The organism is Variovorax sp. WDL1 (assembly GCF_001541225.1).
Classification (GTDB): Bacteria; Pseudomonadota; Gammaproteobacteria; order Burkholderiales; family Burkholderiaceae_C; genus Variovorax.
In genome coordinates this window covers 186,383-208,292 of record NZ_LMTS01000163.1, presented here as the reverse complement: position 1 = coordinate 208,292, position 21,910 = coordinate 186,383, and the positions used below count along the sequence as shown (strand labels likewise).

Here is a 21,910-nt window from a genome sequence, read left to right as displayed (position 1 = left end):
GGGATCTCAGGCCAGCGCCCGCAGCTCGCGCAGCGCCACCGCCAGCATCGCGGCATCGGGCACCGCGACCGCGCGCAGTTCGCCCATCAGCTGTGCCGCGCGCTCCAGCGTGCGGCCGTTGCCGGCCTGCCAGGCCGCGACCCGGGCGTCCGGCGATTCGCCCTCGCCGCCGCCGGTGAGCACCGCATGGGTGATGGCGCGTTGCAGGCCGGAGAGGTCGTCCTGCATCGCGCCCTTGGCCAGTGCCTGCCAGTGCTGATCGCCCGGCAGTGCCGCGATGCGGTCGCGCAGCCAGGGCATGCCGAGCCGGTTCGCGATGTCGAAGTAGATCGCCGCCACCAGCTCGACCGGCCAGCGCGCGCTGCCGGCGATCTCGGCGATGTCGAGGGTGGCGTAGAGCGTGCCGAAGTTCACCACGCGCTCGGCCAGCTCGCGCGGCACGCCCCGCGCCGTGTAGTGGGCCGCCGCGGCATCGACGCGGGCGCGCTCGTCGGCGTCGAGCAGCTGCGACAGGCGCGCCGACAGCGTCTCGACGTTGGACTTGAAGTGCTCGATGGTCGCGCCCATGTCTTCGGCCAGCCGGCGCGAGCGCAGGAACCACATGGTGCCGCGCTCCAGCTGCCGGCTGGTGTCTATCAGCATGCCGGACTGCACCTCGTCGTCGACCCGGTTGTCCAGCGCCTCGATGGCGAGCCACAGCGGCACCATGCCGAAGATCTCGCGCGACAGCAGGTAGGCGCGCACCACCTCGAAGGCACGCGCGCCGGTGGTCTCGACGAGCCGGTGCACGAAGGTGCTGCCGACCCGGTTGATCATGCTGTTGGTGACGTGGGTGGCGATGATCTCGCGCTTGAGCGGATGGCGCGGCATCCACGCCGCGAAGCGCTCGTGCAGCAGCGAGGGGAAGTAGCGTTCCAGCGCGGTCGCGACCCAGGGGTCGTCAGGCAGCGTCGACTCGAGCAGCTCGTCGTAGAGCCAGATCTTGCTGTAGGCGAGCAGCACCGCGCGCTCGGGGCTGGTGAGGCCCTGGCCCTGGGCGCGGCGCTCGGCCAGTTCCTCGTCGGACGGCAGGTACTCGATGGCACGGTTCAGCCGCCCGGCCTTCTCCAGGTACTGCATGAAGCGGGTCTGCGCATCGAGCAGCTGCGGCGCGATGCGGCCGCTGACCGAGAGCACCTGGGTCTGGAAGACGTTGTCGCGCAGCACCAGGGCGGCCACGTCGTCGGTCATCTCCGGCAGGATCGCGTTGCGCTGCTTCTCGGTGAGCTCGCCCTCGGTGATCGGCAGGCCCAGCAGGATCTTGATGTTGACCTCGTGGTCGGAGGTGTCGACGCCGGCCGAGTTGTCGATGGCGTCGGTATTGATGCGCCCGCCCGAGCGCGCGTACTCGATGCGCCCGAGCTGGGTGCAGCCCAGGTTGCCGCCCTCGGCGAAGACCTTGCAGCGCAGCTCGCGCCCGTTGACGCGCAGCGCGTCGTTCGCGCGGTCGCCCACCTGGGCGTGGGTCTCGCCGGCCGCCTTCACATACGTGCCGATGCCGCCGTTGTAGATCAGCGCGACGGGCGCCTTGAGGATGGCGTTGACCAGCTCGGTGGGTGTCAACGCATCGGCGTGGATGTCCAGCACCTGCTTCACCTGCGGCGTGAGCGGGATCGACTTGGCGCCGCGCGCGTGCACGCCCCCGCCCTCGGAGATCAGGCTCGCGTCGTAGTCGGCCCACGAGGAGCGCGGTAGCTTGAACAGGCGCTCGCGCTCGGCGAAGCTCTTCGCCGCATCGGGCGCCGGGTCCAGGAAGATGTGCCGGTGGTCGAAGGCGGCCACCAGCAGGATGTGCCGCGACAGCAGCATGCCGTTGCCGAACACGTCGCCCGACATGTCGCCGACGCCGGCCACGGTGAATTCGCTGCTCTGGGTGTCGATGCCCATCTCGCGGAAATGCCGCTTGACCGATTCCCAGGCGCCGCGGGCGGTGATGCCCATGGCCTTGTGGTCGTAGCCCACCGAGCCGCCCGAGGCGAAGGCGTCGCCCAGCCAGAAGCCGTACTCCTTGCTGATGCCGTTGGCGTAGTCGCTGAAGGTAGCGGTGCCCTTGTCGGCCGCGACCACGAGGTATGCGTCGTCCGGGTCGTGGCGGCGCACCTGCGGCGGCGGCACGATGACGGTGCCCGCCAGGTTGTCGGTGATGTCGAGCAGGCCCCGCAGGTAGTCCTGGTAGCAGGACACGCCCTCGCGCATGTAGGCGTCGCGTTCGGCCGGCGACGGTGCGCGCTTGAGCACGAAGCCACCCTTCGAGCCGACCGGCACGATCACCGTGTTCTTCACCATCTGCGCCTTCACCAAGCCCAGCACCTCGGTGCGGAAATCCTCCGGCCGGTCCGACCAGCGCAGCCCGCCGCGCGCCACGCGTCCGCCGCGCAGGTGCACGCCCTCGAAGCGCGTCGAATACACGAAGATCTCGAAGAGCGGCTTGGGCGCCGGCAGGTCGGGCACCTTGGCCGCGTCGAACTTGAAGGACAGGAAGCCGCGCCGGCGGCCGGCCGCATCGCGGCGCCAGTAGTTGGTGCGCAGGGTGGCCTGGATCAGCGCCAGATACTGGCGCAGCACACGGTCCTCGGACAGGTTGGACACATCGTCCAGCGCGGTCTCGATCTCGCGCACCTTCTCCTCCTCGCGCGCCTGCGCGTCGGGCGCGGGCTGCGGGTCGAAGCGCAGCTCGAAGAGCTCGACCAGCGCCCGCGCGATGCCGGCATGCGTGGCCAGCGTGCCCTCGATGAAGGATTGCGAGAGCGCGAAGCCGATCTGCCGCATGTACTTGGCATAGGCGCGCAGGATCACGATCTCGTGCACCCGCAACTGCACCGCCGGCACCAACCGGTTGAAGTCGTCGTTCTCGACCTCGCCCTTCAGCACCGCGTCGAAGGCCTCCTCGAACACCGGGCGCAGCGCATCGACATCGATCTCGGTGTCGCCCGAGGCAGCCAGCAGCCCCAGGTCGTGGACCCAGACCGGCGATTCGCCCTGCGGCGCGACGCGGTGCGGATGTTCGTCGAGCACCTTCATGCCCAGGTGCTCGAGCATCGGCAGGCTCGCCGACAGGGTGATCGGCTCGCCGCGGCGCAGCACCTTGAAGCGCAGCATGCCGGGGGGCGCCTCCAGCGGCCGGTACAGGTTCATGCCCAGGCGCCGCTCATCGCTCAGCTGCGCCATCAGCTGGATGTCGTGCACCGCGGCGCGGGCCGCGAACTCGTCGCGGTAGCCCGCCGGGAAGGCGGCACCGAAGCGCCGCAGCAAGGCGTTGCCCTGCGCCTCGCCGTTGGCTTCGATCAGCGCGGTCTTCAGGTCGTCGCCCCAACGGCGGGCCGCGGCCACCAGCTTCTCCTCCAGCTCGCGCACATCGAAGGCGGGGATGCTCCCGGGCTTGGTGCGCACCGTGATCTGGATGCGCGCCAACACCGATTCCGACAGGTGCACGTTGAACTCGGATGCGATGCCGTTGAACTCGCGCAACAGGATGTCCTGCCACTTCTGGCGCAGCTCGGTGGTGTAGTTCTCGCGCGGCGCGTAGATCAGGCAGGACAGGAAGCGCTCGAACGGATCGCGCCGCACGAACAGCCGGAAGCGCTGGCGCTCGCCCAGGTGCAGGATGCCCATCGCGGTCCGCAGCAGGTCGTCGTCGCCGGCCTGGAACAGCTCGTCGCGCGGGTAGGTCTCGAGGATGTTGCTCAGCGCCTTGCCCGAGTGGCTGCCGGCCACGAGGCCGGCACGCTCCACCACCCTTGCGATCTTGCGCCGCAGCAACGGGATCTCGGCCGGATTGGTGCTGTAGGCGGTGGAGGTGAAGAGCCCGAGGAATCGGTCTTCGCCGCACACCTCGCCCCGCTCGTCGAAGCGCTTGACGGCCACGTAGTCCAGGTGGCCGGGCCGGTGGACGGTGGAACGCGATGTGGACTTGGTCACGACCAGCAGCTCGGGCCGGCGTGCATTGGCGCGTATCTCGGGCGGCAGCGCGGCGAAGGCGGCGTTGGCGCTCGGCGCCTCCGCATCGCGCAGGATGCCCAGGCTCGAATCGGGCACGATCCTCAGGGCATCCTCGCCGTCGGCCTTGACCAGCTCGTGGCTGCGATAACCGAGGAAGGTGAAGTGGTCGTCGGCCAGCCAGCGCAGGAAGGCCTGGCCCTCGGCCAGTTCCTGCGGCGGGAGGGGCGGCGGGCGATCGTCCAGGCCCTGCACGATCGCGAGCACCCGCTCCTGCATGAGCTTCCAGTCGGCCACGGCCTGGCGCACGTCGTCGAGCACGCGCTCGAGGTCGGCCGCCAGCGCTTCCATGCGCGCCGGCTCCGGCACGCGGTCGACCTCGACATGAATGAAGGACTCGCCGCGCGCATCGGGCGATGCGTCGGTCTCGCTCGCCAGGCCCCGCAACACGCCGTCGGCGCCGCGCTCGACGGCCATGAGCGGATGAATGATCAGGTGCAGCGTGAGCCCGTGGCGATTGACCTCCATGGTGACCGAATCGACCAGGAACGGCATGTCGTCGTTCACCATCTCGATGATGGTGTGGGTCGACTGCCAGCCGTGCTCCGCGATCGTCGGGTTGAAGACCCGCAGCTTGGGCCGGCCCGCGTCGCGCTTGCGCGCGAAGCTCCAGTGCGAGAGCGCGGCGCCGTAGAGATCGGCCGCCAGCCGCTCGTCGAGGTCCTCCGGGTCGACCTGGCCGAAGTAGCGGCGCACGAAGCCACGGACCTCCTCCACCGAGCCGGCAGGCAGCTTGGCCCGCACCAGTTGCTCCACTTCCTCCAGGCGCTCGTCCTTGCGCGCTGCTTCGGTCGTCTGCGTGGTCATCAGCATGCTCGTCTCCGGTTGGCGCCCCGAATCTACATCGCAATCACGTCCGACAAATGACTTGCGTTGACGGGGCGCCCGGCGGAGACTGGCAGACTTCAACGGGGGAACCGCCATGACCACCGAACTTCGAGCAACCGTGCACGAGCTCGCGCAAAAGGGCAAGGGGATCCTGGCCGCTGACGAAAGCGGCCCGACCATCGCCAAGCGCTTCAAGGCGATCGGCGTGGAGTCGACCGAGGAAAACCGGCGCGCCTGGCGCAGCCTGCTGCTGGCGACGCCAGGACTTGGCCAGTATGTCAGCGGCATCATCCTTTACGAGGAGACGCTCGGCCAGCGCGCCGACGGAGGCGATCCGTTGCCGCAGCTGGCCGCACGTCAGGGCATCGTGCCGGGTATCAAGGTCGATGCGGGCAAAGGCCCGCTGGCGCTGGCGCCCGGTGACGAAATCACGTACGGGCTCGACGGGCTCGCGCAGCGGCTCGAGGGCTACAAGCAGCAAGGCGCGCGCTTTGCGAAGTGGCGTGCGGTCTACAACGTCTCCAGCACCCTGCCGGGCCGCGCCGCGATCGGGGCCAACGCGGAGGCACTTGCGCGCTATGCGGCGGTCTGCCAATCGCTGAACGTGGTGCCGATCGTCGAGCCGGAGGTGCTGATCGACGGCGACCACACCCAGGCCCGGTGCGCGGAAGTCACCGAGGCCGTCCTTCACGAGGTTTTTGCCGCCCTTTTCCGTCACGGCGTGGCGCTCGAGCACATGCTGCTGAAGCCGAGCATGGTCGTGCCCGGCAAGGCGCAGGCCCGGCAAGCCACGCCGGTCGAGGTGGCCGAGCAGACGCTGCGCGTGCTGCGGCGGACGGTGCCCGCGGCCGTTCCGAGCATCAACTTTCTTTCCGGCGGCCAGTCGCCCACAGAGGCGACGGCCAACCTGGACGCGCTGAACCGGCTCGGGCCGCAACCCTGGCAACTGAGCTTCTCCTACGGACGTGCACTGCAGGAGCCCGCGATGCAGGCGTGGCGGGGCCAACCGGCCAATGCCGAGCTTGCCCAGAAGGCGCTGCTGCAGCGCGCCAGGCTGAACAGCGCGGCAACACTGGGGGAATACGGCGGGTCGATGGAAGCCGCCGGTTAGCGGCTGTTCTGGGGCTTTTTGGGCCTGCTTTACGCCTGTTCGCGCGATGGGGCGAACGCTCAGGCGTGCTCACCCGCGATGTAGTGCTGCAACTGCTCGATGATGAACTTCTGCTCCGAGATGATGCCCTTGACCAGGTCGCCGATCGAGATCAGCCCGATGAGGCGGTCCTCGTTGTCCAGCACCGGCAGGTGGCGCACGCGGTTCTCGGTCATCACCGCCATGCACTCCTCGCTGCTCTGCGAAGGATGAACATAGATGACGGAGGGCGTCATGATCTCGCGCAGCCGGGTGTCCTTGGACGACCGCGCCATGAGCACGACCTTGCGCGCGTAGTCGCGCTCGCTCAGCATGCCGACGATGCGCTCGCCCTCCATCACCAGCAGGGCGCCGATGTTCTTCTGCGCCATCAGCGCGACGGCCTCGAACACCGAGGCGTCGGGCCCGATGCTGTGCACGGCCTGGTCGCCTTTTTCCTTGAGGATTTCTGCAACGGTCTTCATCGCTTGTGTCTCCGAACAGGACGTTGTCCCTGCATGAAAACACAGGGCGGGCGCGCTCGGCAAGTCCCCCATAAGACCTCCCCTAAGATCTTTCCGTTCGGCAACTCGACTCCGGAGGCTCCATGGATCTTCAACTGGGCGGCAAGCACGTCCTCATTACAGGCGGCAGCCGCGGCATCGGCCTGGCCTGCGCCCGCGAGTTCCTGCGCGAGGGCGCGCAGGTCAGCCTGGCCGGGCGCAGCCAGTCGCACCTCGACGCGGCCCTCGCGCAGCTGCGCGCGGAGGGCCATGCGGCGGTGCGCGGCTACAGCGCGGACCTGGGCGACGCACAGGCGGCGCTCGAGATGCTGGACGCGGCCGAAGCCGGCCTTGGGCCGGTGGAGGTGCTGGTCAACTCCGCCGGCGCGGCGCGGCGCACGCCCTTCGGCGAGCTGCAGCCGCAGGCCTGGCACGACGCGATGCAGGCCAAGTTCTTCACCTACATCCACGTGATGGACCCCGCGATCAAGCGCATGGCCGAGCGGGGCGCGGGTGCCATCGTCAACATCATCGGCATGGGCGGCAAGGTCGCCACGCCCACCCACCTGGCCGGCGGCGCGGCCAATGCGGCGCTGATGCTGGCCACCGCCGGCCTGGCCGCCGCCTACGGGCGGCTCGGGGTGCGGGTGAATGCGGTCAATCCCGCGATGACGCTGACCGAGCGCATGGCCGAGGGCCTGGCGGCCGACGCCCGCCTGCGCCAGCGCAGCGAAGAGGAGGTGCGGCGCGATGCCGAGGCCCGCATGCCGCTCGGGCGCATCGCGAACCCGGAAGACATCGCCAACGCGGTCGTGTTCCTGAGCTCGCCGCGCGCGGGCTATATCTCGGGCGCCATCGTTTCGATGGACGGAGCGGCGACGCCGCTGGTGGTCTGAGCCCGGCGCCCGGCATCAGCCCGGGCGCCACGCGCCCACGGCCCCGCGGTCGCGCTCCTGCACCGTCGCATGGGGGTGCAGCGGGTGGGTGAGCGTGTCGGCGATCAGGCGCAGCGCCTGGTCGCAGTCGTCCCGCGACATCGGCCCGCCCAGGCAGATGCGCACCGCATCGGGCGGATCGCCATCGGTGGAGAAAGCCGCGCTCGCCACCACCCCCACGTTCTGCGTGCGCAGGTAGGAGGCGAACTCGACCGGGCTCCAGCCCGGGGTGAGCGGCAGCCAGGCATGGAAGCCTTCGGGATGCGCCTGCAGGCCGTGCTCGCCGAGGTGTCGCGACGCCAGCAGCTGCCGCGCTACGGATTCCGCGCGCACCGCCTGCAGCATGGCCTCGGCGGTGCCGTCCTTCACCCACAGGGTGGCCAGCGCGTTGGTGATGGGCGAGGCCATGACAGTGGTGGCGCGCATCGCGCCGGCCAACCGCTGTGACTGGAGCACCGTCGGCGAGCACACGTAGGCGGTGCGCAGGCCTGCGCCGAAGCACTTCGAGAAGCCGCTCACGTAGTAGGTGAGCGCGGGTGCCAGTGTGGCGAGCGCCACCGGGGACTGGCGCGGGAGCATGCCGTAGGCGTCGTCCTCGATGATGGGCACGGCGTAGCGCAGCGCCACGTCGGCCAGCGCCTCGCGCCGGGTGCGCGAAACCGTCGCGGTGGTCGGGTTGAGCAGCGCCGGATTGCAGTACAGCGCCTTGGGCTTGAGCGTCCTGCAGGCGTGCTCGAAGGCGTCGGCGATCGGGCCATCCTCGTCCAGCTGCAGCGCGTGCAACTGCACACCCAGCTGCGCCGCGATGGCCTTGACGCCGGGGTAGGTGAGCGACTCCACGCAGATCAGCTCGCCCGGGCGCGCCAGCTGGGAGAACAGCGCGGTCAGCACGCCGTGGATGCCGGGGCACACCAGCATGCGGTCGACCGCTGCATCCGGCACGCGCGGCCGCAGCCAGTGCATCGCCGCCTCGCGGTCGTGTGCGGTGCCGCCGAAGTCCTGGTAGCGCAGCAGGTCGTAGAGGTGCGCGTCGGCGAAGGCGCGGCTCGCGCTGTCGTGCAGCCGCGCGAGCAGGTGCGGGTCGTCCGGCTCGGGCGGCATGTTCATCGTCATCTCGGCGCCACTGCCGCCGCGCAGGCGCAGGCTGGGGCTGCCGGAGCGGATGAAGGTGCCGGTGCCGGCGCGCGAGTCGATGAGCCCGCGCTTGCGCGCTTCGGCATAGCCCCGCGCCACGGTCGTGTAGTTGAGCTGCAGATCGGTGGCGAGCTCGCGCAGCGTGGGCAGCCGGTCGCGCACGGCGAGGCGCCCGGAGCGGATGTCCTCGGCGATCAGGTCGGCAAGCAGCAGGTAGGCCGGCTTGGCGCTGCCGCGCAGTTGCTTGCGCCAGTGGGGGGTGATCGGGTTCATGGCAAGTTGATCGCATCCATTGATTGCATGGGGCTCGCTTCGAGCCGCAGGAAACGTGCCCACGCCAGAGCGGATGAATGCTTCGAAGGGGTGCGATCAAGGCCCTTGATCGGGTGCATTGATCGCATGCCGGGCGCTTCGCATCGGTGCGCAAAGGACGTGACCGCCCGCCTGAATGCCCGACCCGCGGCGGTCCCCGATTTTTGTTTGATGCACCAGGGCCGCGCCGCAGCGCCTTGATCGCAGCTTGATCGCATGTGGCCCGCACTGCGCTGGCACATCGCCTGCAAAGAGAAGGTGCGCAGGACCTGCGTTCCAACCACTCAACTGGAGTCCCACATGCCCCAAGTCACCCGCCCCCGCAACGAAAAAGGCGAGTTCCTCGTCGACTACGAAGAGAAGGTGTTCGAAGACGTCAAGGCCGAGCCCGGCGAGAAGGCGCTCGTGACCTTCCACACCGTCGCCTTCGAAGGATCGATCGGTTTCGTCAACCTGCTGCAGGCCACCCGCCTGAAGCGCAAGGGCTTCGACACCACCATCCTGCTGTACGGCCCCGGCGTCACGCTGGGGGTGCAGCGCGGCTTCCCGACGCTGGGCGACGAGGCCTTCCCCGGCCACCAGAACTTCAACAAGCAGATCGCCAAGTTCATCGAGGAAGGCGGCAAGGTCTACGCCTGCCGCTTCGCGCTGCAGGCGCTGTACGGCCACGGCGAAGGCGCGTTGATCGAGGGCATCCGGCCGATCAATCCGCTGGACGTGCTGGACCTGATCCTGCTGCACCGCAAGCAGAACGCTTTCATCCTCGACACCTGGACGCTCTGAGCAGGGGCGCAACGATGGCTTCCAGTCCACGCATCGTGCGGGCGGCCGCGGTGCAGATCGCACCCGACTTCGAGCGGCCCGAGGGCACGCTCGAGCGGGTGTGCAGCGCCATCGACGAGGCCGCGGCCAAGGGCGCGCAGCTCGCGGTCTTTCCCGAGACCTTCGTGCCCTATTACCCGTACTTCTCGTTCGTGCTGCCGCCGGTGCTGCAGGGGCCCGCGCACCTGCAGCTGGTGGAGCGCGCGGTGGTCGTGCCCGGGCCTGTCACGGCCGCCGTGGCCGAGCGCGCCCGCGCGCACGGCATGGTGGTGGTGCTGGGCGTCAACGAGCGCGACCACGGCAGCCTCTACAACACGCAGCTGGTGTTCGATGCCGACGGCGCGTTGCTGCTCAAGCGCCGCAAGATCACGCCCACCTACCACGAGCGCATGGTCTGGGGCATGGGCGACGGCGCGGGGCTCAAGGTGGTCGACACCGCCATCGGCCGCGTCGGCGCGCTGGCCTGCTGGGAGCACTACAACCCGCTGGCGCGCTACAGCCTGATGGCGCAGCACGAGGAGATCCACTGCGCGCAGTTCCCCGGCTCGCTGGTCGGGCCGATCTTTGCCGAGCAGATGGAGGTGACCATCCGCCACCACGCGCTGGAGTCCGGCTGCTTCGTCGTCAACGCCACGGGCTGGCTGACGGACGAGCAGATCCGCAGCGTCACGCCCGACGCCGGCCTCCAGAAGGCCCTGCGCGGCGGCTGCCATACGGCCATCGTCTCGCCCGAGGGCAAGCACCTGGCGCCGCCGCTCACCGAGGGCGAGGGCATGGTGGTGGCCGACCTGGACTTCGCGCTCATCGCCAAGCGCAAGCGAATGATGGATTCGGTCGGCCACTACGCCCGGCCCGAGCTGCTCTCGCTCGCCATCAACGACCGGCCGGCCGCGACCACCGTGCCGATGCATGCCCTGCCCGCTTATTCCCCCATCCGGAGCCATGACCATGAACCTGACACCCACCCTGCCGGACAGCCGCCAACTGATGACGGAGCTCCAGTCCTTCGGGTTGCGGCTGGCTGACCCGACGGCCGGTGCAGCCAGCCGGCGCGGCGGCGCCGGCCCCTCGGACCACAAGGCCGTGACGGTGGACGGCCACACGATCATGGTGCCGGTCCATACCTCTGCCGCCTGGAGCTCGCCCTTTACCGCAGAGCCGCCCGACGCCAACGGTGTGAGCCGGGTGATGCGAGGCAGCATCCCGATCGCCAGCATCACCTTTCCGAAGCAGCCGCGCTTCTACGCGATGCAGACCTTCGATGGCGTGCCCTACTCGCACATCGCCACGCTGCACGGCAGCGACGTGCTCGCCACCACCGTGCTGCAGACCTGCATCCGCTACGAAAGCCGGCGCAAGAGCTGCAAGTTCTGCGCGATCGGGCAGTCGCTCGCGGCGGGCCGCACCATCGCGCGCAAGACACCGGAGCAACTGGCGGAGGTGGCCCGCGCCGCGGTGCTGCTCGACGGCGTGAAGCACATGGTGATGACCACCGGCACGCCCAACGCCACCGACCGCGGCGCCGCCATCCTGTGCGAGAGCGCCTTCGCGATCAAGGCGGCGGTCGAGCTCCCGATCCAGGGCCAGTGCGAGCCGCCCGACGATGACCGCTGGTTCCAGCGCATGAAGGCCGCCGGCATCGACACGCTCGGCATGCACCTGGAGGTGGTCACGCCCGAGGTGCGGGAGCGGATCATGCCGGGCAAGGCGAGCGTGCCGGTCTCGCGCTACATGAGCGCCTTCGAGGCCGCGGTGGCGGTCTTCGGGCGCGGACAGGTCAGCACCTACATCCTTGCGGGCCTCGGCGATACGCGCGAGGCGATTCTCGACACTTGCGACCAACTGCTGGCGCGCGGCGTCTATCCCTTCGTCGTGCCCTTCGTGCCGATCAGCGGCACGCCGCTGGAAGACCATCCCGCACCCTCGCCCGCATTCATGCAGTCGCTGCTGGCGCCGCTCGGCGCGCGGGTGGCAGCGGCCGGGCTGCGCTCGGCCGACATCAAGGCCGGCTGCGGCAAGTGCGGCGCCTGCTCGTCGCTGTCGGTCTACGAGGCCTGAGCCATGCTGTGCATCGACGACCTCTGCGAGCTGCCGGCGGACTACGCGCCGGTGGAGTACCTCGTTCGCGAAGCCGCCCAGCAATGGGAGATCGACGAGGCCATGGCCCTCCGGCGCGCGGTGTTCTGCATCGAGCAGGGCATCTTCGCGCACGACGACCGCGATGCGATCGACACGCACGCGCAACCGCTGGTGGCGATGTCCTGCAATGCGGGAATGCCGGAGCAGGTGGTGGGCACGGTGCGCATCCACCGCGGCGATGCAGCGGGCGAATGGTGGGGCTCGCGCCTGGCGGTGCATCCGGCCTTCCGCAGCCAGGGGCACCTGGGCGCGACGCTGATCCGGCTGGCCGTCTCGCGCGCGCATGCGCTGGGTTGCGAGCGCTTCCTGGCCCATGTGCAGATGCAGAACGTGCCGCTGTTTCGCAAGCTGGGCTGGCGCGTGCTCGACGAAACGGCCATCCATGGCCGCCCGCATGCGCGCATGCAGGCCGGGCTGGACTTCTATCCGCCCTGCCACGATCCGGTGAGCGGCTTCGTGACGCGGGCTCGGGTGCTGTCGTGACGCGGGCCGCCGAGATCGCCGAGGCCTTGCGCGCCACGCGCGGCTTCGCCCACAAGCGCGACATCGCCGACGTGGTGTCCGCCCTCGGGCGCACACTGCCCGGCGGCCACGCGGCAATGGCGCAGGCCGTGCCGGTGGGCGACGACTGCGCCGCCATCCCGGATGGCCACGGCGGCTACCTGCTGTTCGCGATCGAGGGCCTGGTCGAGGACTTCATCGTCCGCATGCCCTGGTTCGCCGGCTACTGCGGCGTGATGGTGAACGTAAGCGATATCTACGCGATGGGTGGACGGCCGACGGCGGTGGTCGATGCGCTGTGGAGCAGCGGCATGGATCCGGCCGACGAGGTGCTGCGGGGGCTGGCCGAGGCCGCCGCGCGCTACGGCGTGCCGATCGTCGGCGGCCACAGCAACAACCGCAGCGAGCGGCCCCAGCTCGCGGTCGCCATCCTGGGTCATGCGCGGCGGCTCCTGACCAGTTTCGATGCGCGCCCTGGCGATGTGCTGGTGATGGCGGCGGACCTGCGCGGCGCCTACGAGGAGCCCTTTCCCTACTGGAACGCCTCGACCCGCGCGCCGGCCGCACGGCTGCGCGCCGATCTGGAACTGCTGCCGGCGCTGGCGGAAGACGGCCTGTGCGGCGCCACCAAGGACATCAGCATGGCGGGGGCAGTGGGCACCGCGATGATGCTGCTCGAATGCTCGGGCGTGGGCGCGCGCATCGACCTCGACGCGCTGCCGCGTCCGGCGGGCGTGCCGATGATGCGCTGGCTCTCGTCCTTTCCGAGCTACGGCTTCGTGCTCAGCGTGGCGCCCTCGCGGGTGGCCGAGGTGCTTGCGCGCTTTGCGGCGCGCGACATCGCCTGCGCCGCGATCGGCGAGGTGGACGGCTCGCGCGAGGTGCGTCTGCGCGCGGGCGGCGAGGAAGCACGGCTGTGGGACTTCGGTCGCGAGGCCTTCATCCAGCCGCCCGCTCTCGGCGCCCTGGAGATGACCCATGCCTGAGTTCGACCGCCCCCTGCGCATCGGCCTGCTCACGCATTCCGTCAACCCGCGCGGCGGCGTGGTGCACACGCTCGAGCTCGCGCGCGCCTTGCACGACGCAGGCCACGTGGTGACGGTGATGGCGCCCGCCGCGCCAGGCCAGGCGTTCTTCCGGCAGCCGCCCTGCCGCGTCGAACACGTCCCCGTACACGGCGAGCCGAGCGACACGGTCGAGATGGTGCGCCTGCGCATCGAGGCCTTCGTGCGTCACCTGGGCCGCCTTCTGCGCCACGAAGGCTTCGATGTGCTGCACACCCACGACTCCATCGGCGGCAACGCGCTCGCGCAACTGCGTGACGCCGGCCGCATCGAGGCCTTCGTGCGCACCGTGCACCACCTCGACAGCTTCGACGATGCCCGGCTCATGCGCTGGCAACGGATCGCGTTCGAAGAGGCCAGCCAGGTGCTGTGCGTCAGCCGGCTGTGGCGCGAGCATCTGGCGCGCGAGCATGGCATCGCGGCCGAGGAGGTGCCGAACGGCGTGGACACGGCGCGCTTTTCTCCCGCAGCCCGCCGCGGCGACGCGCTGCTCGCAGGGCGCCTCGGCATCGTGCCGGGCGCGCCCGTGGTGCTGGCCGTCGGTGGCGTCGAGGAGCGCAAGAACAGCGTTCGCCTGCTGAGCGCCTTCGCGCTGCTGCGCGCGACGCACCCGCAGGCGCAGCTCGTGATCGCCGGCGGCGCCAGCCTGCTCGACCACGCGGGCTGCACGCAGGCTTTCCGCGCGCAGATGCAGCGCCTGGGTATCGCGGAAGGTCCGCTGCAGCCGGTGCACCTCACCGGCCCGCTGCCCGACGAGGACATGCCCGCGCTGTACCGGCTCGCCGATGTGGTCGCGATGCCTTCGCTGCGCGAGGGCTTCGGGCTGGTCGTGCTCGAAGGGCTGGCCAGCGGTGTGCCGGTGGTGGCATCCCGCATCGCGCCTTTCGTCGACTACCTCGCCGAGGAAGACGTGAGCTGGGCCGAGCCCCACGACGCGGCCAGCATCGCCGGCGCACTGGCCGATGCGCTGGCCAGGCGCGACCCGGCGCGCATCGCCCGCTCCGCCGAGCGCCTGGCGCAGCGCTTCAGCTGGAAGGCCAGCGCCGAGCGCCACCTGGCCCCGTACCGCGCCGGGCTGCGCGCGGGGGCCGCCGGCCGAGTGCCCGCGCAATTCGCCTGAAGAGAAGAGGACACGATGCCTGTCATGCATTTCCGTGTGCGCTGGCCCGATGGGCGCGAGACACGCTGCTACTCACCCTCGCTCGTGGTGCAGGACTTCCTCATCCCGGGCCAGCGCTACGGACTCGACGACTTCCTGCGGCGCACCAGCGAGGCCCTTGGCATCGCGTCGGAGCGCGTGCGTGCCAAGTACGGATTCGCCTGCTCGCAGGCCATGGACCAACTCGCCGAGATCGAGCACGTCGCGTCGCACTTTGCGGGCAGCGCCGATGCCGAGGTGCTCGTCGTCGCCTTCGACTGAAGCCGGCGAGCGGCGGCCTCAGCCCTCTTCCCATTTCATTCAAAGAGAGAGTGATCCCATGTCCCATCCCCACGGCGGGCGCAGCCACTACAGCGTCATCATCGTCGGCGGCGGCCAGGCCGGCCTGTCGGCCAGCCACTGCCTGCAGCAGCGCGGCATCGACCATCTGGTGGTCGAGAAGCGCAGCCTCGTCCACACCTGGCGCACGCAGCGCTGGGACTCCTTCTGCCTGGTCACGCCGAACTGGCAATGCCAGCTGCCGGGCTGGCCCTATGCCGGCAACGATCCGCACGGCTTCATGGTCAAGGACCAGATCAACGAATGGCTGGCCGGCTTCGTGGCGCATGTGAACGCGCCCGCGGTCGAAGGCGTCTCCGTGGAGCGCGTCTGGCGCGAAGGCGCCGGCGAGCGCTTCCGCGTGCAGACCGATGCCGGCAGCTACACGGCCGACCAGGTGGTGGTGGCCTCGGGCGGCTATCACAAGCCCGTCGTGCCGCGGCTGGCCGAGAAGCTGCCGGGCGGCGTGGTGCAGTACCACTCGGCCCAGTACCGCAACCCGGCGCAGTTGCCCGAGGGCGCAGTGCTGGTGGTGGGCTGCGGTCAGTCGGGCGCGCAGATTGCGGAGGACCTCCACCTGGCGGGGCGCAAGGTTCATCTCGCGACCGGCAACGCGCCGCGCTGCGCGCGCTTCTACCGGGGCCGCGAGGTGGTGGACTGGCTCGCGGACATGGGCTACTACGAGATGCCTGTGACGGAGCATCCGCTGCGCGAGGGCGTGCGCGACAACACCAACCACTATGTGACGGGCCGCGACGGCGGCCGGGACATCGACCTGCGACGCTTCGCCCTCGAAGGCATGGCCCTGTATGGCCTGCTGACGGATTTCGACGGGCACTCGCTGCAGTTCCAGCCGAACCTGCGCGAACACCTGGACCACGCCGACCGCATCTACAACGGCATCAACGCCTCGATCGACAAGCACATCGCGGCCCAGGGCATCGAGGCGCCGCCGGCCTCGGTCTATGCGCCGGTGTGGGAGCCGCCGGAGGAACGCACGCGACTGGACCTGGCCGCTGCCGGCATCACGAGCGTCATCTGGTGCATCGGCTTCTCGCCGGACTTCGCGTGGCTGGACGCGCCGGTCTTCAACGGCCGGGGGGACCCGGTGCACCTGCGCGGCATCACCCGGGAGCCGGGGCTCTATTTCCTGGGCCTGCCCTGGCTGCACACCTGGGGATCGGGCCGCTTCTCGGGGGTGGCGCGCGACGCGGACTTCCTCGCGCAGGCGATCGAAGCGCAGCAGGGGGAATTGCGCCGCATGCGGCACGGCGGCGCTGCGTTGCAGGACCTCCGCGCAGCCTAGTGGCGTAACAGCCGGGAGGGCCTGCTTTACGCCATGACGCGGGCAAGGTTCAGCAGTGACCAGCCGAACCCGGCCATGAGTGCAACGATCAGCGCCACCTTGATCCACACCTTTTCCGTTCGCCGCCGAGGAAAGGGGCCGGAGATCGGGTTGAACGAAGAAGCCCGCGGCACTCGCTCAGGCTTGTCGGTCCACCACCCAAGGTTCGTGTCGCGTGAATCTTTCATGGCAGGGATTGTGATCACTCAATGTAATACTTTGGACCTCCGCAACTGATGGAAAACGAAAACTATGTGAAAAGTTCCCATTTTTTGTACTCTTGTTTTATAGTGGGGCGCCTTTCGAATACTGACACTGGGATGAGGAGCCCCACCAATGAACGTGATCCGCGATGAGCATGCCTCTCAAAGCAGCTTCGAAGCGTTCAGACCTCCGGTCGCGAGCGCGCCATGGTTCGATCTCCTTCTCGAGGCCGCTTCCGTCGGCGCGGTGTTCCTGGTGCTTGCACTCATCATCGCTGCGTCCGTCGGGCGTTAGGCAGCCACAGTGAACGCCGGACGGAGCATCGGTTTGTCTTCAGGGTGCAACCTGGACACCTCCTCGACCCTGCGCAGGCAGATGCCGACTCGCGCCGAGTGGATCGATCATCTCCAGCGGCTGGCTGAGGCCGAACGGCAAGTCAACCCGTCTCCGAGCTTGCAGGAAAGTCCAGCGCCGGACGAGAACGCGCCCAGCGATCGAGCGGCTGCGCCCGAATAGCGCCACGACCCCGCTGACGGCGTGCTCGCTCGAAGAAGGAGTCGAAAGCCGCAACCTCTTCCCCTTTGCCCCGTGCCAATGGGGCCAATCTCCGACGCCTCATGTCGCGGGGGCCGGCAGGTTTTCGTTCGATCGCAAGGCAGTAGCGCTCTGGTTTATTTCTGCCGTTACCATGCAATTCCACCCAGAGGAGAGATCGATGCCCCATCCCAATTCCGGAGCCGAGGGCACAGCGCCGCCCATCGACGAGGCGCTGGAGAAGAACAAGCAGGCCACCGAAGCCGTCAAGCAGGTCGCCGAAGAGCTGGCGATCATTCATGAGGTTCTCGACGCCGGCGTCTCCAAGCAGATTCGCAGTGACGACGTCGAACGAGCGGTCGAGAAGACGAGCGAAGCCGAGAAGCGTCTGAACGGCTCCGTCGAGCAACTGGAGGAGGTCAATGACGCCCTGGAAAAACACGCGTCCCGCGAGAACGAGGACAACGCCGCGGGCTGACGCATCGACGCGCCACCTTTCTCGGGTAGTCCGCCTACATGCCCGCCAGCGTCCCGACGCGTAGAACACTCGCACCGGCGCGTGCCGGCAAAACAAAACCAGAGGAAAGGTCGCGGGCGTGTTGTTGGCCACCATTCTTGTCGAGGACAGCAGGACCATTCGCGACAACCTGATTGCGGCGCTGCTGGAATTCGCCGACGTCGAAGTCCTGGCGACGGCAGAGACCGCCTCCGAGGCCATCCTGGCGGCCGCCCGCTTCGCCGAGCGATGGAACCTGATGATCCTGGACCTGTTTCTCAAGGAAGGCTCCGGCTTGACCGTGCTGAGGGCTTTCAAGGAAAGACGTTCCGACCAGAGGATCGTGGTATTGACAAACTATGCAACACCGGACATTCGAAGCCGATGCGTGATGGCGGGTGCGAGCGCCGTGTTCGACAAGTCCACGGAGCTCGAAGCCTTCTTCGACTACTTGTCGGCCTAGGCGGGCGTACGGATCGGATAGTCGAGCAGGACAAGTTCCCGCTGGGCGCGCGCGGCGATGGCACGGTGCCAAGGTCACTATCATTGCGCCGCAGGGTTCGAACATCCACATAGCCGCAGCGCACCCGAAGCGGGTGACCGCACCGATCCACTTCATTGATTCACCGGGCTGGGACCCAGTTGGTGAACCCCGTGAACGGCGGAGAGCGGCGAGTACAAGGCCGACCATTGATTCCTGAAGACGTAAGACGGTTCGTGCTGACGAGCATTCCCTCGGTTCCGTTCCTGGAGGCACTGCTGATCTTCCATGCCCGACCCGATGCGAGTCTCAGCGTCGCGGAAGTCGCCCGCGCGCTGTACGTGCAGCCCCAGACCGCTGACGCGTTGCTGGAGGCGCTGTGCCTGGCCGGGTTGCTGTCGGTCTGCGAGCCTCGAAAGGACGTATACCGCTACGCGCCGACCAATGCCAACTTGGCAGACCTTGTTGATCGCCTGGCGTCGGCATATTCCGACGACCTGATCGGCATCACGAACCTGATTCACGGTGCCAGTCGCAAGGCAGCGCAGAGTTTTGCCGACGCATTCAAGATCCGAAAGGGCTAGCAGAATGGACAAGTTGATTTATGGGCTATGCGCACTCACCGCGCTTTCGTGTGCTGCGTTGCTGCTGCGGGGCTACGCAAAAGGGCGCGTTCGGCTGCTTTTGTGGAGCGGCCTGTGCTTCGTCGGGCTGACCGCGAACAACGTACTGTTGATCCTCGACAGACTCCTGTTCACCTCGTTGGACATGTCCCTGTGGCGCCTGAGCCTCGCGCTGGTTGCGGTGCTGCTGCTGCTCGTGGGCCTGGTCCTTGAAAGCCATTCCTGACGAAGGCGGCAATGCATCAATTTCTTCTAGGCGGGATTGCCGTCGCATCCTTCACCGTCGCGCTCTTCTTCTTGCGCTACTGGACCAACACGCGGGACCGGTTCTTCCTGCTCTTCGCGGCGTCCTTCTTCATCGAGGCCGCAAGCCGGACGCACATGGCGATCACGTCCTCCTGGAACGAGGAGGAACTGCCGCTGCACTACATGGTTCGCCTTTTGGCTTATGGCCTGATCTTGCTGGCGATCTGGGACAAGAACCGGCCGGGGAAATCGTAGGGTCTGATGCGACGGGCATTCGTCCCCGGGCCGACGCCGCGTGGACAAGCCAAGTCAGCATGTCAAGCGCGGTACAACCGGGCACAAAAAAGCCCCGGCTGGCGGGGCTTCTGAGCGTTTCACTGATCATTTATGACCGCTCGTGAAACTAGTGCTGGCGGGAGGGTGTCGGCACAATGTCGGTCTGTGGACCGCATGGATGTTGACTTTCATCCGACTCAATACGCGTCGCTTCCCCCTTCTCTTCCCCCACATTGAAAAGTCATAGCAGGAAATCCCAGCCGAGCAGCGCTGTAGCGAGGCGGATGCACCAGTACACGGACGTCGCCGCCCCGATGAAGGCAAATACCCACAGGGCCGCGCGGACGCCCTTCGGCGGTGGGGTGCTCGGAATGGCGTTGACTAGCCTCGCCATGCCCTCGTCACATTTGACCCAAGCGTTGATGCGATCGAACGTCAGTGGCGGAAAGTAGAAGTACGAAAGAGTGACCTGCTCGCCCGCAACCAACACGGGAATCAGTATCTCCGCCCCATCCCCCTGCTGAGGGAACGAAACCGTGTGGCGCACGGGCGGGTAGACCGTGTAGCTGCGAGGAAGAATGTTGTGATCGATGCGCACGTTGTGAGCTGTCTGCCGTCCGGCGTTGCGTACGACGACCGCGTGCGTGTGAGCAGCGTGCATGGGCGGAGGTGTAGGAGGAGCCGCCGGCTGTACTGCCGGTGCTGCCTCGGCTTGTTGAGGCTGCTGCTGCTCGCCCTGATTGGGCTGGCCAGGCGGAGGATCTGCCGGGGACGGCGGTGCTGGTTGCGCTGCAGGAAGTGGGGGAGGAATCGGGTGGCTCGCTGCATGCACCAGATAGAAAACCAGTTTGGCTCGGCCCTCGATCTGGCGCTTGGCTAGCGCGCCGATGATCGTGACGATGACCGCAGCGAGTTTGAGGACCGAATCGAGGTCGACATTGAACGGCATGGTTGTTGCCCTCAGAGCTCTGCCGCGCTGTTGCGCACTTTGAATTTCCTCATCACCGATCCGATCCTTGTTGCTCGAGTGGCAGATGCTAACCGTCACCGGATCTCAGCCTCAAACATCACGGCGCGCATACTCCAGCGGATGGCGTCAGTCACAACGAGCATGGACTCCACCACACTGGTGCCCGGAAAGATCGCATCGAAGCTAAACCCCAGCGTGAGCTGCGCACAGGCCTCTTCTGGTGATTGACCTTCGTGAAGCTCAAGAATCAGCTTCCAAGCAGTGCCCCGTTGACCAAGAATCTTCGCCTTGGATTCGTAAAAGAACGACCAAAGCGTGAATGAAAAAATGGTAGGCACGCTCACGACTACGTCACGCCAGCACGCACAGAAACCGTTGCCAAGTAGTTAGCTCCACGCCGGGGTAACCGTGCTCCCGGCGGACGCGATCCTCAGCAGGCCGCAGGAAGGAACTCATGCCGCGTGGAGCATCGCGCCGCAGCGACTCAAGTCGTCGATCCAGCGCCGGGAGATCCAAGCTGGCCGATTCGATATCCAGGTCGTGGAAGTTGCGACGCGTGTCACGAAAGGCAATCGATCGCTCGCGCGGCTTGAGCCCTATCTGCAGCCCGCTGATTCCCGCAAGGGCGATGCCTGCCAAGGCGGTCAGCCAGCCACCGCGCGCAAACACGCCAGCGAGCGCGAGCGCACCGGCAGTGATCTGGAGCAACGTCAGGGCGGTGTCGAAGTGGCTCCAAAATCTTTCGTTGAGCTCGCCGTAGCAGACGCCGAACCGCACGTCCATCACGGCATTGCCATGCACCCGCGGCGGCAACGCTGAGGCCGAGGTCATCGCAACTATTTCTGCGCGGGGCCAGGCGCCGGTGCTGGAGCGGCGGGCGGCAGCGGCGAGAGGGGCTTCCAGTCTTTGAATTCGCGTTGTGGGTTGCTCATCTCTGCTCCAATTCGAGGAGCCCGATGCTAAACCGTCCGGCTGCCCTCAAGGTAGCCGACAGTCCCTCAGAAACTTGCGCACCTCGCGCAGAAATGCGCGCTGCCCTCCTCGATCGGCGTTGCGCGAAACTTTCGCCTTACCCGCTTCCGTCCGCGGGCCGGTGGACTTCTCCCACGGTCGCCACGCTCTGATGGCGGCCGCCTGGCGCGCGCGGCGCTCGGGCGTCCAGCCGTTCATTTCGAGACCGCTCCAATAGTTTGATTTGTCACTTTCGCTTTTTGCTTGCGCGCGCGTGCAGGCACCGGCTGCAGGACCTCAGTCGGCGACGCGTCGATGGCCTTGGGTGCAGCTGGCGCAGGTACACCGTTGTTCACCTGCTGCTGCCCGTTGTTGATGTTGGCGTTCTTGGCGAAGATGGCCGGGCCCTGCTGAATGACCGCCAGCGATTCGACCGTGGTACGACACTGGCTTTGAGCCTTCAGTGCCAAGCGCAAATACGACTCCTTGACCTCGAAGTTCGGCTGCACCGCCCCCCTGCGCAGGAAGTAGTTGAACAGCAGATCCAACGTTCGCACCTGGATCGCCAGCACCTCCTGCGACTTGGACAGGTCGCCGCCAGCCGCCTCAGTGCCAGCCGCCTTGAAATATGCGGCCGCGGTGGTCAGATCAAGCTTCGAGTCGGCGTGCGTCAGATCGAGGGCAACCAGAGAGGCGCCGACTGCCGGGCTGAAATTGGCGTTGATCAATGCCCGTGCGTCGGTCTGTCCTGGCTCGACCTGCACATTGAGCACGGGTTGCGCCGTAGTGGCAACGTTGCCACTCGGCGGCGGCCCGAACGCCTTGCTCACGATGTCGGCCTTTTTCTGCGCAGCGCGCACTTTCGCGAGCGCCTTCTCTTTGGGTGTGGTGGTCTTCATGGTGGT

At 67.8% G+C, this 21,910-nt stretch carries 24 protein-coding genes; 16 read left to right on the top strand and 8 right to left on the bottom strand.

Annotation, left to right across the window (positions count from 1 at the left end):
• Window positions 1–6 precede the first annotated feature (6 nt).
• Window positions 7–4,842, bottom strand: a complete 4,836-nt coding sequence (locus APY03_RS22705; protein ID WP_068680354.1) for an NAD-glutamate dehydrogenase — start codon at window positions 4,840–4,842, stop codon at window positions 7–9.
• Window positions 4,843–4,957: 115 nt separating this feature from the next.
• On the opposite strand from APY03_RS22705, the gene APY03_RS22700 reads away from it, so the two are divergent.
• A complete protein-coding gene (locus APY03_RS22700) occupies window positions 4,958–5,974 on the top strand; it encodes a class I fructose-bisphosphate aldolase (RefSeq protein ID WP_068680270.1) in 1,017 nt (338 codons plus the stop codon).
• Between the two features lie 59 nt (window positions 5,975–6,033).
• Here the strand turns inward: APY03_RS22700 and APY03_RS22695 are convergent, their stop codons facing one another.
• The gene (locus tag APY03_RS22695) at window positions 6,034–6,477 is read right to left on the bottom strand and encodes a CBS domain-containing protein (RefSeq protein WP_068680269.1); all 444 of its coding nucleotides are present in this window, start codon (window positions 6,475–6,477) and stop codon (window positions 6,034–6,036) included.
• A 122-nt stretch (window positions 6,478–6,599) separates the two neighbouring features.
• On the opposite strand from APY03_RS22695, the gene APY03_RS22690 reads away from it, so the two are divergent.
• Window positions 6,600–7,391 carry an SDR family oxidoreductase gene (locus APY03_RS22690; RefSeq protein ID WP_068680266.1) on the top strand — a complete coding sequence of 264 codons (792 nt, stop codon included), beginning with the start codon at window positions 6,600–6,602 and terminating at the stop codon, window positions 7,389–7,391.
• Between the two features lie 15 nt (window positions 7,392–7,406).
• Here APY03_RS22690 and APY03_RS22685 read toward each other — a convergent pair whose 3' ends face one another.
• Complete coding sequence (locus APY03_RS22685) at window positions 7,407–8,837, bottom strand: aminotransferase-like domain-containing protein (RefSeq protein WP_068680264.1); 1,431 nt, start codon at window positions 8,835–8,837, stop codon at window positions 7,407–7,409.
• A 339-nt stretch (window positions 8,838–9,176) separates the two neighbouring features.
• On the opposite strand from APY03_RS22685, the gene APY03_RS22680 reads away from it, so the two are divergent.
• The 8 genes from APY03_RS22680 to APY03_RS22645 are packed head-to-tail and all read left to right on the top strand — an operon-like array spanning window position 9,177 to window position 16,185.
• The gene (locus APY03_RS22680) at window positions 9,177–9,659 is read left to right on the top strand and encodes an MSMEG_0572/Sll0783 family nitrogen starvation response protein (RefSeq protein WP_068680262.1); all 483 of its coding nucleotides are present in this window, start codon (window positions 9,177–9,179) and stop codon (window positions 9,657–9,659) included.
• A gap of 14 nt (window positions 9,660–9,673) precedes the next feature.
• Window positions 9,674–10,723, top strand: coding sequence for a Nit6803 family nitrilase (locus tag APY03_RS22675; protein ID WP_068680260.1), 1,050 nt, complete (start codon window positions 9,674–9,676; stop codon window positions 10,721–10,723).
• Complete coding sequence (locus APY03_RS22670; protein ID WP_068680258.1) at window positions 10,686–11,756, top strand: MSMEG_0568 family radical SAM protein; 1,071 nt, start codon at window positions 10,686–10,688, stop codon at window positions 11,754–11,756. Before APY03_RS22675 ends, APY03_RS22670 begins: the two co-directional genes overlap by 38 nt.
• Window positions 11,757–11,759: 3 nt before the next feature.
• The gene (locus APY03_RS22665; protein ID WP_068680256.1) at window positions 11,760–12,320 is read left to right on the top strand and encodes an MSMEG_0567/Sll0786 family nitrogen starvation N-acetyltransferase; all 561 of its coding nucleotides are present in this window, start codon (window positions 11,760–11,762) and stop codon (window positions 12,318–12,320) included.
• A complete protein-coding gene (locus APY03_RS22660; protein WP_068680254.1) occupies window positions 12,317–13,324 on the top strand; it encodes a sll0787 family AIR synthase-like protein in 1,008 nt (335 codons plus the stop codon). The genes APY03_RS22665 and APY03_RS22660 overlap by 4 nt, the downstream gene beginning before the upstream one ends.
• Window positions 13,317–14,522: an MSMEG_0565 family glycosyltransferase gene (locus APY03_RS22655; RefSeq protein ID WP_068680252.1), complete on the top strand. Its 1,206-nt coding sequence runs from the start codon at window positions 13,317–13,319 to the stop codon at window positions 14,520–14,522. Before APY03_RS22660 ends, APY03_RS22655 begins: the two co-directional genes overlap by 8 nt.
• Before the next feature lie 15 nt (window positions 14,523–14,537).
• On the top strand, window positions 14,538–14,822 hold the full coding sequence (locus APY03_RS22650) for an MSMEG_0570 family nitrogen starvation response protein (RefSeq protein ID WP_068680250.1): 285 nt from the start codon (window positions 14,538–14,540) through the stop codon (window positions 14,820–14,822).
• A gap of 58 nt (window positions 14,823–14,880) precedes the next feature.
• Window positions 14,881–16,185: an MSMEG_0569 family flavin-dependent oxidoreductase gene (locus tag APY03_RS22645; protein WP_068680248.1), complete on the top strand. Its 1,305-nt coding sequence runs from the start codon at window positions 14,881–14,883 to the stop codon at window positions 16,183–16,185.
• Between the two features lie 26 nt (window positions 16,186–16,211).
• Here the strand turns inward: APY03_RS22645 and APY03_RS22640 are convergent, their stop codons facing one another.
• Window positions 16,212–16,412 (bottom strand): hypothetical protein, encoded by a 201-nt coding sequence (locus APY03_RS22640; RefSeq protein ID WP_068680246.1) that lies wholly within the window; start codon window positions 16,410–16,412, stop codon window positions 16,212–16,214.
• Window positions 16,413–16,560: 148 nt separating this feature from the next.
• Between APY03_RS22640 and APY03_RS41715 the strand changes: the two genes are divergently transcribed.
• From APY03_RS41715 to APY03_RS22615, 6 genes are all read left to right on the top strand, one after another.
• Window positions 16,561–16,722: a hypothetical protein gene (locus tag APY03_RS41715; RefSeq protein WP_157103444.1), complete on the top strand. Its 162-nt coding sequence runs from the start codon at window positions 16,561–16,563 to the stop codon at window positions 16,720–16,722.
• Between the two features lie 421 nt (window positions 16,723–17,143).
• Window positions 17,144–17,440, top strand: a complete 297-nt coding sequence (locus APY03_RS22635) for a hypothetical protein (protein WP_068680245.1) — start codon at window positions 17,144–17,146, stop codon at window positions 17,438–17,440.
• Window positions 17,441–17,558: 118 nt separating this feature from the next.
• Window positions 17,559–17,921: a response regulator gene (locus tag APY03_RS22630; protein WP_068680243.1), complete on the top strand. Its 363-nt coding sequence runs from the start codon at window positions 17,559–17,561 to the stop codon at window positions 17,919–17,921.
• A 182-nt stretch (window positions 17,922–18,103) separates the two neighbouring features.
• Complete coding sequence (locus tag APY03_RS22625; protein ID WP_146039663.1) at window positions 18,104–18,523, top strand: hypothetical protein; 420 nt, start codon at window positions 18,104–18,106, stop codon at window positions 18,521–18,523.
• Between the two features lie 4 nt (window positions 18,524–18,527).
• Entirely contained in the window at window positions 18,528–18,788 is a 261-nt protein-coding gene (locus tag APY03_RS22620) for a DUF5985 family protein (protein ID WP_068680241.1), read from the top strand.
• 11 nt (window positions 18,789–18,799) lie between these two features.
• A complete protein-coding gene (locus tag APY03_RS22615; RefSeq protein ID WP_068680239.1) occupies window positions 18,800–19,063 on the top strand; it encodes a DUF5985 family protein in 264 nt (87 codons plus the stop codon).
• A 262-nt stretch (window positions 19,064–19,325) separates the two neighbouring features.
• Here the strand turns inward: APY03_RS22615 and APY03_RS41710 are convergent, their stop codons facing one another.
• From APY03_RS41710 to APY03_RS22595, 4 genes are all read right to left on the bottom strand, one after another.
• Window positions 19,326–20,033 (bottom strand): hypothetical protein, encoded by a 708-nt coding sequence (locus APY03_RS41710; protein WP_232081240.1) that lies wholly within the window; start codon window positions 20,031–20,033, stop codon window positions 19,326–19,328.
• 95 nt (window positions 20,034–20,128) lie between these two features.
• On the bottom strand, window positions 20,129–20,398 hold the full coding sequence (locus APY03_RS22605; protein ID WP_068680235.1) for a hypothetical protein: 270 nt from the start codon (window positions 20,396–20,398) through the stop codon (window positions 20,129–20,131).
• 7 nt (window positions 20,399–20,405) lie between these two features.
• Window positions 20,406–20,885 (bottom strand): hypothetical protein, encoded by a 480-nt coding sequence (locus APY03_RS22600; RefSeq protein WP_102906089.1) that lies wholly within the window; start codon window positions 20,883–20,885, stop codon window positions 20,406–20,408.
• A 335-nt stretch (window positions 20,886–21,220) separates the two neighbouring features.
• On the bottom strand, window positions 21,221–21,904 hold the full coding sequence (locus tag APY03_RS22595) for a hypothetical protein (RefSeq protein ID WP_146039661.1): 684 nt from the start codon (window positions 21,902–21,904) through the stop codon (window positions 21,221–21,223).
• Window positions 21,905–21,910: the final 6 nt, after the last annotated feature.